Here is a 13,645-nt window from a genome sequence, read left to right as displayed (position 1 = left end):
GACGGTCGCGCCGAATCACCCCTCGAGACCCGCGGGCGCCTCCGGATGCTGGGCGCAGGACTGCCCGCCCCCGAACTGCAGACCGAGATCCGCGCCGGGGGCCGCCTGGTCGGAGTCGTGGACGCCTGGTTCGAGGCAGCGGCGGTCGCCGTGGAGTTCGACGGGCGGATCAAGTACACCCACCCGTGGCGGGAGCGCCCGGCCGAACGCGTGCTGTGGGAGGAGAAGCGTCGCGAGGACGGGTTGCGGGCCCTGGACATCCGCGTCGTCCTCGTCGCCGACGCGGACCTCGGGAACGGCTGGCCGGCCACCGAGGAGCGGCTCCGCCGTCTCCTGGCGACACCGGGGCCGCCACTGCGGCGCTTCTCGGCCACGCCCCGCGCCCGCGGCGTCCGGCGCGCCGGGTGACCGCCCCGCCCCCCACCTCCGGGCCGCCGTCCGCACGCTGCAGCGTGAGGACGGCGGCCCGGCGGCGCGGTCCGTCGCCGGGGGCCGGAGCGGCCGCCGTCAGTCGGTGCCGGGCTCCGCGGTGGTGAAGGTCGGCAGCGGCACCTCGGGCCGAGGCAGGTCCTCGGTGCAGACGCCGGCCGCCACCTGGTTGCCGAAGGCGTCGACACCCGGCGCGCCCACCTCGTACGACTGGGGATAGGAGTTCGGCACGGGGACGCCGTCGGCCGCGAGCGGCTGATCGAGCGTCCGGAGGCACCCGTCGGGCCACCACTCCTGGAAGCCGACCTTGAGCGGGCGGCCGTCCTGGTCGTAGAGCAGCACGCCCTCCAGCGGGGTGCCGTCGGGGGCGTAGGGGAACACGTCGGTCACCGGGCCGTACCGCGAGTAGAGCGGATAGCTCTCGGTCGGCACGTCGGGGACCGGGAGGGCGGCATAGGCGGACGTCACGGCGACGCGGTCCCAGGCACGGTCGGCCGCGGCGGCCGCCGCCACGACCAGCACCGCCCCCAGCGCGGCGACGAGCACACCCACCGGCCGGGGGAACGCCCGCCGGCCCAGCGCGACCGATCCGGCGACGGCGGCGACCACCAGCAACGCCCCGAGCACCGGATTGCCCAGCGGGGCCGGCACCGGGAAGTCGCGCACACCGTCGCCCTCGACGAGGCACGGCACGAGGACGACGAGGTAGCCCCGGACCACCCACCACGCCGGTCGCAGGTCGCGCACCAGGTGCCCCGTCCCGCGCAGCACGGCGAGCGCGCGCCGGAAGGCCGCACCGGTGCGGACGCGGTCCAGGACGCCCGCGGCCGGAGCCGACGCCGGCCGCGCAGGCAGACCGGCCGCCGCGCGCAGGTCGGCAGCGTAGGCGGCAGGGGATCCCAGGCGCACGGTGATCGGCCGGTCGTCCTCCTCGGCCGCCAGGGCGTCCAGGTGGAGCGAGAGGTCCTCGAGCAGCGCACTGCGGTCGTCCACCGGCAGGTCGGCCAGTTCGTGCTCCACGGCGGCGAGGTAGTCCTGCGCCTGCCGCGCGGAGGAGGTGGTCGTCGGCGCGCTCACGCCGCCGCCGCCGATCCGGCAAGGAGGCCGTCGACGGTGTCGGCGAACGTCCTCCACGTCTTGGTCGAGTCCTCCAGCACCGAACGCCCCCTGTCGTTGATCGCGTAGTACTTGCGGTGCGGGCCCTCGTCGCTCGGGACGACGTAGGACGTGAGCGCGCCGGCCTGGTAGAGCCGCCGCAGCGTGCCGTAGACCGAGGCGTCCCCGACGTCCTCGAGCCCGGCCCCCCGCAGCCGCCGGACGACGTCGTAGCCGTATCCGTCGGCATCCCGGACGACGGCCAGCACGGCGACGTCGAGCACCCCCTTGAGCAGCTGACTGGCGTCCACGGCCGCCCCCTCCCCTTCTGCCCGCTCTGTGGCGGACCGGACGGTAGTGCACAGTGCGCAGTAGTACGGGAGGCCGAGGACCGGCGTGTCGCCGCACGCGTTCCCGGGCGTGGGACGGGAGCGGTCCCGAGGGAGCGGCGGCGGGAGCACGTGCCCCGCCGGTGGATGGGCAGGACGCCCGGTCCGGACCGGCCGTCACGTGGCGCGGCGCCCATGGTTACCCGCGAGTAGCCTTGCAGCGCGCCAGCTATCGTGCGGAGCAGTGCGGACAGCAGTGTCCGCACTGCGATCCGCGCCCCGGTCCCGGCCGGTGCGGTCGACGGCTCGCGCAGCACCAGGTGCCCCTGCCGCCGCCTGGCGGACGGGAGTCGGCCGACGCCGTTCGGCGTATGCGGGAGGAAGAGAATGACGGGCCCGTTGCAGATCGTCCTGGGCACGATCAGCGTCCTGTTCCTGATCGTCGCGGTGGTCTTCGCCTACCGGGCGGTCCGGGCCATGGTGCGGATCATCCGCACCGGCCAACCCGACAGCACCCGGTTCGGCCCGGTGGGGCCCCGGCTCAAGACCATGCTGGTCGAGTCGCTGGCCCACACCCGCATGCTCAAGTGGTCGGCCATCGGCGCCGCCCACTGGTTCGTGTTCGTCGGCTTCTACGGCCTCTTCCTCACCCTGGTCGAGGCGTTCTTCGAGGTCTTCGACCCCGCCTTCCACCTGCCCCTGATCGGCGCGTGGAGCGTCTGGAACCTGTTCGTCGACGTCATCGGCACCGGCACCGTGCTCGGGATCGTGTACCTGATCGCCCGGCGCCAGCGGGACCACCCCCGCCGGCAGGGCCGCACGAGCCGCTTCGCCGGCTCCAACTTCGGCCGCGCCTACTTCGTCGAGGCCGTCGTCCTCGTCGTGGGCCTCTGCATCCTGGGCATCCGCGCGGCCAAGATCGCGTCGGGCCTGGACTCCGCGCCCACCTGGTCGCACCCGGTGTCGTCCGCGCTGGCCACCGTCTTCCCGGACAACCCCGACCTGGTCTCCATCATCGCGTTCGTCAAGATCGTGGTGTCCCTGGCCTGGGTCATCGTCCTCAGCCGCATCCTGAACATGGGCGTGGCGTGGCACCGGTTCAGCGCCTTCTTCAACATCTACTTCAAGCGCGAGGGCACCAGCGGAGCCCCGGCCCTCGGCCCGCTCCTGCCGATGACCAGCGGCGGCAAGCCCATCGACTTCGAGGATCCGGGCGAGGACGACGTCTTCGGTCGCGGGAAGATCGAGGACTTCACCTGGAAGGGGATGCTGGACTTCGTCACCTGCACCGAGTGCGGACGGTGCCAGAGCCAGTGCCCGGCGTGGAACACCGGCAAGCCGCTGTCGCCGAAGATGGTCATCCTCGATCTGCGCGACCACATGTTCGCCAAGGCCCCGTACCTGCTCGGTGAGCAGACGGCGTCCGACACCGCGCCCGACTACGACGTCCTCAAGCCCAGCGACGAGCAGGTCTGGGCCTCCGGCTACGCCCGCATCGAGGGGACCAACGACGCCCAGGCGCACCGCCCCCTGGTCGGCACCCTCGAGGAGGGCGGGGTCATCGACCCCGACGTGCTGTGGAGCTGCACCAGCTGCGGCGCCTGCGTGGAACAGTGCCCGGTCGACATCGAGCACGTCGACCACATCATGGACATGCGCCGATACCAGGTGCTGATCGAGTCCAACTTCCCGTCCGAGGCCGGCGTGATGCTGCGCAACCTCGAGAACCGCGGCAACCCGTGGGGCATGGGCGGCAACGTGCGCGAGGACTGGATGAAGGAGCTGGACTTCGAGGTGCGGCGAGCCGACGGCCCGCTGCCCTACGAGGTCGAGTACCTGTTCTGGGTCGGCTGCGCCGGCGCGATCGACGACCGCGCCAAGAAGGTCACCAAGGCCGTCGCCGAGCTCCTGCACATGGCCGACGTCGAGTTCGCCGTCCTGGGCAACGGCGAGACCTGCTCCGGTGACCCCGCCCGCCGGCTGGGCAACGAGTTCGTCTTCCAGATGCTGGCCCAGGAGAACGTCGAGACGCTCAACGGCGTCTTCGAGGGCCGGGTGCCCGGCACGCGCAAGATCGTCACCACCTGCCCGCACTGCTTCAACTCGCTGGGTCGGGAGTACCCGCAGCTCGGCGGCGAGTACGAGGTCGTGCACCACACGCAGCTGCTCAACCAGCTGGTCGAGGAGGGCCGGCTCACCCCGGTCACGCCGATCGACCGCAAGGTCACCTACCACGACCCGTGCTTCCTGGGCCGGCACAACAAGGTCTACACCCCGCCGCGGGAGATCCTCGGCTCGGTGGAGGGCCTGTCCACCCAGGAGATGCACCGGTGCAAGGACCGAGGCTTCTGCTGCGGCGCCGGCGGTGCCCGCATGTGGATGGAGGAGAAGATCGGCAAGCGCATCAACATGGAGCGCACGGAGGAGGCCCTCGACCTCGACCCCGACGTCATCTCCACCGCGTGCCCGTTCTGCATCACGATGCTCAGCGACGCGCTGACCAGCAAGAAGCAGAACGGCGAGGCCGGCGAGCACGTCGAGGTCCTCGACGTCAGCCAGATCCTCCTGCGCTCGCTGACCCCCGTCGGCGTGGCGGCTCCGGGGGCGGAGTCCGGCGCCGACGTCGGCACCAAGGCCGACGACGTGGCCGGGCTCGACTCGGCGAACACCGAGCACGGCCGGCAGTAGCCGGACCCGGACCCGGCAGCGGGCCCGACCACCACGACGGCGCGCGTTCCCTCCGGGGCGCGCGCCGTCGCGGTTCCCGGACGTCGCCGGGTCGTTGCCCCGGCTCACGACCCGGCGGAGGGACGGCGCCACCCGATGGAGGACCATGCCGGGGTGACCCGCACCGCCCGCACCGCCCGCACCGGCACCCACCGCCGCCGCGGTCTCGCGCTGATCGCCGTCGCCATCGTGCTCACCGCGCTCAACCTCCGGACCGCGGTCACCAGCGTCGGGCCCGTGCTGGAGGAGATCGAGCAGGGCCTGGGCATCTCCAGCGGGCTGGCCGGCGTCATCACCACCATGCCGGTGGTCTCCTTCGCGCTCATCGGCTTCGCCGCCCCGGCGCTGTCGGCCCGGTACCGCGACTCCCACGTGCTCGCCGGCGCGCTGATCGCGATGACGGGTGGGCTCGCGCTGCGCAGCCTCGCCGGCGGCTTCCCGCTCTTCCTCACCGGCACGGCGCTGGCCATGGTGGGCGGCGCCCTCGGCAACGTGCTGCTGCCGAGCCTGGTGAAGCGGCACTTCCCCGCGCGGACCGGCCCGCTCGTCGGCGCGTACAGCACCGCCATGGGGCTGGGCGCCACCCTGGCCGCCGTCGCCGCGCAGCCGGTCGCCGGCGCCGCCGGGGCCGAGGGCTGGCGCTGGGCCCTGGTGGTGTGGGCGGCACCCGCGCTGGCCGCGGCGGCGGTGTGGTTCGCCGTCCCCGCCGCCCCGGGCGTCTCCCGCGAGGGCCACACCGCCGTCCGGATGCGGGCCCTCGTGCACAGCCCGACGGCGATGGCGCTCACCGCCTTCTTCGGCGTCCAGGCGCTGCAGGCCTACGTCGTCATCGGCTGGTCCGCCCAGTACCTGCGCGACTCGGGGCTGACGGCGGCCACGGCAGGGCTGCTGCTCGGCCTCAACTCCGTCGTCGGGCTGCCGCTGAGCGCGGTGATCCCGTCGCTCACCGTCCGGCCGCGGCTGCAGCGCCCGCTGCTGCTGGTGTTCGTGGCCAGCTACGTGGCGGGCTGGGTGGGGCTGTGGACGGCGCCGACGACCGTGCCGTGGCTCTGGATGACCCTGGTGGCGGTGGGCATGGGCACGTTCTCGATGGTGCTCACCCTCATCGGCCTGCGGGCCCGGACGCCGGAGACCGTCGCGGCGCTCTCCACCGTCACCCAGAGCTGGGGCTACGTCATCGCCGGGGCCGGCCCCCTGCTCGTGGGCGTGCTGCGCGGCGCGACCGGAAGCTACACCGGCATGTTCGCGCTGGTCCTGGTGGGCGTCGCGGTGCTCTCCGTCGCCGGGTGGGTGACCACCCGGCAGGTCTTCGTCGACGACGAGGTGGAGCGTTCCGTCGCCGGCTGGTCGTCGGCGGCACGACCGACCGACGTCCTCGAGTCCGCGGGCGCCGAGGCGCCGGCCGGCGCCCACGTGGGGGACGGGAGCGCTGACCCGGCGCCCCCGCGCCACCGGTGACGGCGCCCCGCGCAGGAGGGGAGGCGCCCCCGGGCGCTAGGGACGCCGTGTCTCGGCGCGACTGAAGTTCCGGTAGGACCGCGACGGCGTCGGACCGCGCTGGTCCTGGTAGCGGGAGCCGTACACCGCCGAGCCGTAGGGGTGCTCCGAGGGGCTGGTCAGGCGGAACAGGCACAGCTGGCCGATCTTCATCCCGGGCCACAGGGTGATCGGCAGGTTCGCCACGTTGGACAGCTCCAGGGTGATGTGCCCGGAGAAGCCGGGGTCGACGAACCCGGCCGTGGAGTGGGTGAGCAGGCCGAGCCGGCCCAGGCTGGACTTGCCCTCCAGCCGCGCGGCCAGGTCGTCGGGGATGGTCACCACCTCGAGCGTCGAGCCCAGCACGAACTCGCCGGGGTGCAGCACGAACGGGTCGTCGCCGTCGGGCTCCACCAGGGTCGTCAGGTCGTCCTGCTGCCGCGCGGGGTCGATGTGGGTGTACCGGGCGTTGTTGAACACCCGGAAGAACCGGTCGAGCCGCACGTCGATGCTCGAGGGCTGCACCAGCCCCGCGTCGTAGGGCTCGATGCCGAGGCGCCCCTCGGCGATCGCGGCCGTGATGTCGCGGTCGCTCAGCAGCATGGCGCGGAGTCTAGGGACCGCCCGGGTCACCCCTCCGGGCGAACCTCCGGAACCGCCTCTCAACCACCGCCCGCCAGCGGCCGTTGACGACCGGGAAGACGCAGGTCCGCCCCCCGTGCACGGGGGGCGGATGCCACCGGAGGGTCCGGTGGGGCAGGCCTCCGGAGGACGACCGATGAAGAGCACGCGGATCCAGGCGATGATCCTGGCCACGGCTGCCGTGGCCGGTTATGCCGGCGCCGCGGCGTTCTCGGCGCTGGCCGCCCCGGCCCTGCCCCTCATCACGAGCTGGGGCCCCGGCGACGGCCTGACCCGCTACGTGCTGACCCTGTCGTCGGGTACCGCCTCGCCGGAGCTGCTGGCCGGTCTCGAGGTGGTCGACGGGGTCGTGAGCGCCCAGTCGCTCTCCGACGGCCGCGCCCTCGTCGCCACCGACGGCCTGGTCCCCCAGGACCTGGGAGCCGTCCCCGGCGTCGCCGCGGTCGAGGCCTCGACCTCGGTCCCGGTGGCCGGCACGGTCACCGATCCCCTGTTCCCGTCCTACGGCTGGCACCTGGAGAACACCGGCGCCAACGCCGCCGGGCAGAGCCCGGTCGTCGCCGACGCCGACGTCGACGCGGCCGACGGGTGGGACGTCGGAACCGGCGACGGCATGGTCGTCGCCGTGGTCGACTCCGGCTTCGACTCCGACCACCCCGATCTGGCCGGCTCCCTCTGGGTGAACCCGGCCGAGCCCTGCGGGAACGTCGACACCGACGGCAACGGCAAGGCCGGCGACTGCCACGGCTGGAACTGGTACAGCAACAGCGCCGACGTCGACAACGGCAGCTACGGAAGCCACGGGGCATCCGTCTCGGGCACCGTCGGGGCGCGGGCGGACAACGCCATGGGCCTGGCCGGCGTCGCTCCCGACGTCACGATCATGCCGCTGGTCATCGGCGGCGGGAGCACCGTGGACGTCCTCGCGGGTGCCGAGGCGATCCGGTACGCCGTCGACCACGGCGCCGACGTCATCAACGCCTCCTGGGGCGGAGCGGTCACCGGCTACGCGCTGGACGCGCTGCGGTCGGCGGTCGCGTACGCGGCGGCGCACGACGTGCTGGTCGTGGCCGCCGCCGGCAACGACAGCAGCAACCGGGACACGAGCCTGGTGTACCCGGCCAGCCTCTCCGACTGGAACGTCGTGACCGTCGGGGCGTCGACGGCCGCCGACACCGTCAGCACGTTCTCCGCCTACGGCGCCGGGTCGGTCGACCTGTTCGCCCCGGGCACGCGGGTGGTCGTCACCACCAACACCGGCGGCTACGCCCAGGCCAACGGCACCTCGTTCTCCGCGCCGATCGTGGCCGCGGCGGTGGCCCTGTACCGGGCGGCCATGCCGTCGGCCACGGCCGCCGAGATCAAGCAGGCACTGCTCGCCGACGTCGACCCGCTGCCGGCCTTCACCGGCAAGTCGCTGACCGGGGGCCGGCTGAGCATGGCGAAGCTCACCGGCACCACCGCGGACTCGGTGCGGTACGCGTTCACCTCGATGACCGCACCCGCCGGCGTGGTCTCCCCCGCCATCGGCGTGGCCGGCCCGACCACGGCCGGCGACTACGACGTCGTCCTGGGCCTGGGCATGGAGGACGCCGGGGAGATCTGGGCGCTGTCGGGCAAGGCGGTGACCCTCGGCGGCGTCACGGTGACCACCGACGACGCCGGTGACGCGGTCTTCCCGCTGGGCGGCCTGGCCGGGCTGGACGGCACCGCCCTGGCCCCCAGCATGGAACTCGGCGACGGCCGTTACGTGCTGACCGTCCAGATCTACCGCGACGGCAGCCCGGTCGGCCGCACCTACGCCGCCCCGCTCCTGGTCGGGTCCGCCGTCCCGGCCCCGAGCACGCCCGGCGGATCGACGCCGGGCACCGACCCCGGCGACAGCACCCCCGACGGCTCCACGCCGGGGACCACGACCCCGGGCGGCGGGACGTCGCCGGGCACCGGCACGGACCCGAGCCTGCCCGGAGGCGCTACCGCGCCCCGGGACCCCGGGCCGGGCAGCACCCCGGACGGCTCCGGCACCTCGCCCGGCACCACCCCGGGCACCACGCCGGGGACCTCCCCCGGCACGTCGCCGGGCAGCGACCCCGACGGCCCGGCGCCGGGCGACGGCACGCCGTCGCTCCCCCCGGGGACGACGACGCCCGGCGGCAGCACGCCCGGTGGCCCGGGCGGCGGCACGTCCCCCGACCCCGGCTCTGGCACACCGACCCCTGGGACGTCGACGCCGGCCACTCCGGCCCCGGACGCCCCGGTCCCCGGCACGACGACCTATCCGCGGGTCGGCACGTTCCGGATCACCTCGCTGACGCCGAACGTGGTCGACGTCGCCGGTGGCACCCTCGTCACGATCACCGGCGAGGCCCTGCCCGACGACCCCACGGTCCGGATCGGGGGGACGAGCACGGGGACGGTCGTGACCGCGTCGGCGACCCGCGTCACCTTCCGGGTGCCCGCCCGGGTGGCCGGCACCTACGACGTGTCGGTCTTCGCTCCCGACGGTCGCTCGACCGTGCTGAGCAACGCCCTCACCTACGCGGCCGAGGTCGGCAGCCCCACCCCGGGCGGCGACGGGGGCACGCCGGACGACGGCGGTTCCACGCCGGATGGCACGTCGCCCGGAGGCACGACGCCGGACAGCGGCCCGGGCGGGACGCCACCCGGCGGCTCCACCCCGGACGACGGCGCCTCCGACGACGGCCCGGCGCCGGGCACCGAGCCCGTCGTGCGGTCGGGGCCGGCGGGTGAGCGGCTCGTCCGGTCGGCGAAGTTCGGCGGCCTGCGTGCCATCTGGTCGATGGACTGCTCGTCGTCCTGCACCGGGGTCGCCATCTGACCCACCCCCGAACTGCTGCGCCCCGTCCGACTTCCCCGTGCGGACGGGGCGCAGTGGCGCCGCACACGTCCGATCGGGTCGCACACGTCCGATCGGTCCGGGGAAGTGCCGATGAGGACGGGCGAGACCGTCATCGGAAGGAGCCCATCCTCGACACCCTGCCGGCGCCCCGGGCCGCCCGCGGGCGCACCGCTCGATCCGGCCGACGGGTGTCGAGCGGACGTTCTCCGCCGACGAGCTGATCGTCTCGAAGACCGACCCCCGCGGGCTCATCGCCGACGCCACCGACGTGTTCCTGCGCGTGAGCGGCTACGACCTGGCCGACGAGTTCGAGTCCGTCGTCCCGGCCATGTCCGAGCAGGTGGCCACCGCGTCGACGGAGATGAGCGCCTCGGCGCCGGGGCTCACCGCGGCGGCGCCGGCCGCGAGCACCGAGGTGGGCACCGCGCGGGAGACCATCGCCTCGCTGACCCGGTCGTCGGCCGAGATCAAGGAGATCATCGCCATGATCGACGGGATCGCCGCGGCGGTCGACGGTTCCACCTCCCTCGCCGGCGGCGACGACATCACCGGGTTGTCCCAGACGGCGGGGCGGCCGCGGTCGGAGGCGACCGGGTTCCTGGCCGCGATGTGCCGCTGAGCAGGACGCGACCTCCGCATGCCGGGCCCGCTCCCGCACAGCGGGGGCCGCCAGGTATCGTGGGCGGCACCCGCGGGTGTAGTTCAATGGCAGAACATCAGCTTCCCAAGCTGACAGTGCGAGTTCGATTCTCGTCACCCGCTCCACGCGAAGCCGCAGTTCGACTGCCTATCCGGGGTTCTGCAGAAGCAGCGGATGAACCCCCTCGACACCCCGTTCATGACCCTGTGACCGCGTTCTCCGCTCCCGAGGCGTACTGACCGTCAAGCGGTCGATGGGCGGCGGCAGTGGTCCTCGAGGACGACGGGGACGAAGGCGTGCGCATCAGCGGCTGTCGGTAGCGGCTGCGCGCCCGGCCGCCGTCGGCGCGGTAGCGCTCGGCCCACCGGTCGGCAGTCGGGCGAGCCAGGCCGGCGAACTCCGCGGCCCGGCTCTCGGGCCAGTTCTCCTCCACGACCAGTTGGGCCAGTCGGCCCGGTCGAAGGCGCTGTCGTGGGTGGACGGCTCAGCGTGGAGCACGAGGGCCTCCGTGTCGTGCAGTGGTTCTCGTTCAGCAGCTGCACTCCACGTCCGGAGGACGACCAGATCCCGTGGTCGCACGTCCGCGACCAACGTCTCCGGTCAGTACATCCAGGTCCTCGCCGGGGCGGGTCCTAACGTCCGAAGGCGGCCCCGCGCAGGACGGACCGCGCACGTTTGGGCAGCACGCGCCGGCCGATGCCGCGGGCCAGCGGTACCAGGCGGCGGCCGACGTCCTGCCCGAGCCACCGGGCGTAGCGCGGCGCCAGGTGCAGGGCCTGCTTGACCCGCTGCAGCGCGGGCGGGTCGTAGAGGAAGCTGCGCAGCCCGAGCGCGATGCTGGGGAAGAACTGCATCGGCCAGGGATCGTAGGTGAAGGGTCCCGCATCGACGTCGCCATTGCCGCCGGCCGCGCCGGCCAGCCCGCGGCATCGTTCGGGCCGGGTGGCGGGGTCGCAGCGCTGCCACGTGTCGAAACCGACCACCCGGATGCCCGAGCTGGTGAGGATCACGTTGTCGCGGGGCCTCAGGCCGACCGGGTCGAACCCGTTCGCTACGCAGGTCTTCACGAATGCCGAGAGCTGCCGGATCGCCCAGAACGGCAGCGGCCGGGGCCACTTCGGGTCGGGCACGTCGGCCTCGACATATTCGACGACGATCCAGTCCGGCCCGCGCTCCAGCAGCTTCGGGATCTCGGGGCAGAAGGGTCCGAGCTCCCGGATCACCGCGATGTCGTGCTCCATCGTCTGGATCGCATCCGGCCCGAAGGTCCTGCGCACCGCCTTGCCGCCCTCCCAGTCGACCAGCTCGGCGCTGGCCGCCGAGCCGTAGGGGGTCAGGTGCTGGACTCCGCGAGCCGCTGCGGCCGCCGCGGCAGCCGAGCTCTGGCGCAAGTCGGCGACCTTGGCCCGGAGCTTCGGCTCCTCGTCCGGCAGCAGCAGCCGGATCGCCGTCCACGCCTGGTGGCTGTTGTCCGTCGAATGCAGCGGGTTGTACGCCTCGTCCTTGGGCAGGGTCGCCTTGAGCAGCCTCCGCGTCATCTCCTTGGCGGTGATGGTGTTCATGTTGTCGGACAAGGGGTGGCTTGCACGCACCTTCCCGACCACCGGTTGCGGGTTCGGGTCGAACGCGACGATCACGCAGGCCGGAGGACCGCCACTGATCTTGAGGTTGACCGCGCCCCAGTCCCCGCCGCGGAACATCCGGGCGGCCCGCCCGCGGCTCTCGTCGTCGAGGTCCTTGACCAGGAGCAGCTCGAACCCGTGTTCGGCCAGGGTCGTCAGGATCCGCTGCTTCCACCCGTTCCGGAACGCGAGATCGCGAAGGAACATCACGGCCAGCCCCGGCTTCCGCGACTCCTCGTCGCACTCCAGTTCGGGGAATGCCTCGAGGATCCAGGGCGCCCACTTCGCCGCCCTGTCGAGCAGGTCGAGCGGGGGACGCCAGCCGTGCGCGTTCAGCAGCTGGTCGAGGGATTGCGGAGTGAGTGGCTCGGGCAGCGGGATGCCGGCCGCGGCGGAGAGTCGCGCGAGCTGCACCTGGTAGGCGGTGCAGGTGTCGCAGCGCGCCGCAGTGTCGCTCCAGGCACAGCAGACGGCCTCCATGTAGGCCGCGCGGTAAGCGCAGCCGAGGAAAGCGTCCTGTGGCGTGAGCACCGTGGCCCCGTCCCCGTCGGCCACCGCGCGGGCCAGCAGCTCCTCGCTGACGTACGGCGGGAACACGGCAATCCGGTGGGCGGAGATCCGCGGCACCAAAGGCGAGTAGTAGGCCGTGTTCTGGCGCGGGGAGACCGTGTAGATGCGGATGGGCGCGCCGAGCGGCCATTCGGTCACGAGGTCCTGGAGCTTGTCCATGTCGGAATCGCCCCGGACCAGCAGCTCGATGTCCTCGCCCTGCCGGACGCCGAAGTCGAGCACCACATAGTCGACGTGCCGCTCGTTCAGCCGCGCGGTGAAGTCGGCGGGCGAAAGTCCTGGATGGAGGTGGAACTTGCCGCTCTGGTTCCACAAGCGCGGCAGGGCCGCCCCGAGCCGTCGCGGCATGTGGTTGCGCAACGGATAGAGCAATCTGGCCGAGGTCTGCTGCATGGCGCCTGCCCCCAAATGCTGCTTTGGATGAACACATATGCTCTGGATCAACACATAGTTTGGTATCTACTGCCGTGCGTACAGCAATTTCTTTCCGGGTGCCGGGTCGAGGGTTTGTCGACTAGAGCTGCCCGGCGGAGAACCTTGCCCGGACCCACGGATTTCGTCTGCCGAGCTCCACCCGCATCGCCGGAGGCGGCCGCCAGCCGCGGCCGGCGAGGTATTCGTCGAGTTCCTCCATGCGGATGGGGACGTCGATGCCCACGGCGGCGGCGAGACGTCCGAGGTCGCCGGCATAGTCGTGGCGCGGCTCGGTGTCGGGCCGCAAGCCAGGGACGGAGGTGGGCAGGCCCGCCCGCAGCCCCTTCTGGTAGACGGCGTGATAGGCGAGGCTGAGGAAGTAATCCTCCGGGCTCGGGACCTTGAGGAGATGCCGGTACAGCACGGCTCGGTCGAGTACGTCGCTCGCCTTGTCAGGTGGAAGGTACGGAATGCCGCGGTAGGAGGTGCCGCGGAGGCCGCTGACGGAGAACAGGTCGCATGCTGTCCCGCGCATCTGGCCCGTGAACAGGTCGGAGATCGAATCCACGTCCCGGTCGTCGATCAGGAGGTCGACGTCGCCCCCGGGCTTGATCTCCGGCAGCTCGTCGAACCACCGCAGCACCACGTAGCGGATGCGACGATCGCCGAGGGTCGTGAAGAATCGCTCGAGCCCGATCTCGGGCGGTATGTACCGGCGGGCGCGCCGCCGCCGCTTGCCGTTCGCCGCTGGAGGTTGGCCGAGCCGCCGCAGCCTCCTGTACAGGGCCATCGGCAAGGACCGCCGGTGAATCCGGATAGGTGGATCGTCTCGCGAAGCGTG

The 13,645-nt window shown here is 72.9% G+C and carries 9 protein-coding genes, 1 tRNA gene and 1 pseudogene; 6 read left to right on the top strand and 5 right to left on the bottom strand.

The features are described 5' to 3' along the window. Positions 1-408 (top strand): annotated as a pseudogene (locus ACFSHS_RS15360) (type IV toxin-antitoxin system AbiEi family antitoxin domain-containing protein); the annotation flags it as partial. 99 nt (positions 409-507) lie between these two features. Here ACFSHS_RS15360 and ACFSHS_RS15355 read toward each other — a convergent pair. Continuing rightward, positions 508-1,506 carry an HAAS signaling domain-containing protein gene (locus tag ACFSHS_RS15355; RefSeq protein ID WP_376877830.1) on the bottom strand — a complete coding sequence of 333 codons (999 nt, stop codon included), beginning with the start codon at positions 1,504-1,506 and terminating at the stop codon, positions 508-510. Further along, the gene (locus ACFSHS_RS15350) at positions 1,503-1,835 is read right to left on the bottom strand and encodes a PadR family transcriptional regulator (RefSeq protein ID WP_376877827.1); all 333 of its coding nucleotides are present in this window, start codon (positions 1,833-1,835) and stop codon (positions 1,503-1,505) included. Before ACFSHS_RS15350 ends, ACFSHS_RS15355 begins: the two co-directional genes overlap by 4 nt. 405 nt (positions 1,836-2,240) lie before the next feature. Between ACFSHS_RS15350 and ACFSHS_RS15345 the strand changes: the two genes are divergently transcribed. Both ACFSHS_RS15345 and ACFSHS_RS15340 read left to right on the top strand, forming a co-directional pair. Then, positions 2,241-4,541, top strand: coding sequence for a heterodisulfide reductase-related iron-sulfur binding cluster (locus tag ACFSHS_RS15345; protein ID WP_376877824.1), 2,301 nt, complete (start codon positions 2,241-2,243; stop codon positions 4,539-4,541). Positions 4,542-4,694: 153 nt separating this feature from the next. Further along, positions 4,695-6,038, top strand: coding sequence for an MFS transporter (locus ACFSHS_RS15340; protein WP_376877822.1), 1,344 nt, complete (start codon positions 4,695-4,697; stop codon positions 6,036-6,038). Between the two features lie 36 nt (positions 6,039-6,074). Here the strand turns inward: ACFSHS_RS15340 and dcd are convergent, their stop codons facing one another. Further along, positions 6,075-6,659: a dCTP deaminase gene (gene dcd / locus ACFSHS_RS15335; RefSeq protein ID WP_376877820.1), complete on the bottom strand. Its 585-nt coding sequence runs from the start codon at positions 6,657-6,659 to the stop codon at positions 6,075-6,077. Between the two features lie 175 nt (positions 6,660-6,834). Between dcd and ACFSHS_RS15330 the strand changes: the two genes are divergently transcribed. The 3 genes from ACFSHS_RS15330 (at position 6,835) to ACFSHS_RS15320 (ending at position 10,323) form a co-directional block, all read left to right on the top strand. Next, entirely contained in the window at positions 6,835-9,537 is a 2,703-nt protein-coding gene (locus ACFSHS_RS15330; RefSeq protein ID WP_376877818.1) for a S8 family serine peptidase, read from the top strand. Positions 9,538-9,826: 289 nt separating this feature from the next. Beyond that, the gene (locus tag ACFSHS_RS15325; RefSeq protein WP_376877816.1) at positions 9,827-10,177 is read left to right on the top strand and encodes a hypothetical protein; all 351 of its coding nucleotides are present in this window, start codon (positions 9,827-9,829) and stop codon (positions 10,175-10,177) included. Between the two features lie 72 nt (positions 10,178-10,249). After that, positions 10,250-10,323, top strand: a tRNA-Gly gene (locus tag ACFSHS_RS15320). Between the two features lie 507 nt (positions 10,324-10,830). On the opposite strand, the gene ACFSHS_RS15315 is transcribed toward ACFSHS_RS15320, so the two are convergent. Both ACFSHS_RS15315 and ACFSHS_RS15310 read right to left on the bottom strand, forming a co-directional pair. After that, the gene (locus ACFSHS_RS15315; RefSeq protein WP_376877814.1) at positions 10,831-12,837 is read right to left on the bottom strand and encodes a hypothetical protein; all 2,007 of its coding nucleotides are present in this window, start codon (positions 12,835-12,837) and stop codon (positions 10,831-10,833) included. A gap of 67 nt (positions 12,838-12,904) precedes the next feature. After that, positions 12,905-13,594 carry a hypothetical protein gene (locus tag ACFSHS_RS15310; protein WP_376877812.1) on the bottom strand — a complete coding sequence of 230 codons (690 nt, stop codon included), beginning with the start codon at positions 13,592-13,594 and terminating at the stop codon, positions 12,905-12,907. Positions 13,595-13,645: the final 51 nt, after the last annotated feature.

Origin of the sequence: Blastococcus deserti, from assembly GCF_042682525.1 — a bacterium.
GTDB lineage: Bacteria > Actinomycetota > Actinomycetes > Mycobacteriales > Geodermatophilaceae > Blastococcus_B > Blastococcus_B deserti.
This window is presented reverse-complemented; position numbering and strand designations above follow the sequence as displayed.

Coding starts and splice junctions, on each gene's coding strand:
- ACFSHS_RS15330 (WP_376877818.1), top strand. CDS start 6,835: ATGAAGAGCACGCGGATCCAGGCGATGATCCTGGCCACGGCTGCCGTG.
- dcd (WP_376877820.1), bottom strand. CDS start 6,659: ATGCTGCTGAGCGACCGCGACATCACGGCCGCGATCGCCGAGGGGCGC.
- ACFSHS_RS15310 (WP_376877812.1), bottom strand. CDS start 13,594: ATGGCCCTGTACAGGAGGCTGCGGCGGCTCGGCCAACCTCCAGCGGCG.
- ACFSHS_RS15345 (WP_376877824.1), top strand. CDS start 2,241: ATGACGGGCCCGTTGCAGATCGTCCTGGGCACGATCAGCGTCCTGTTC.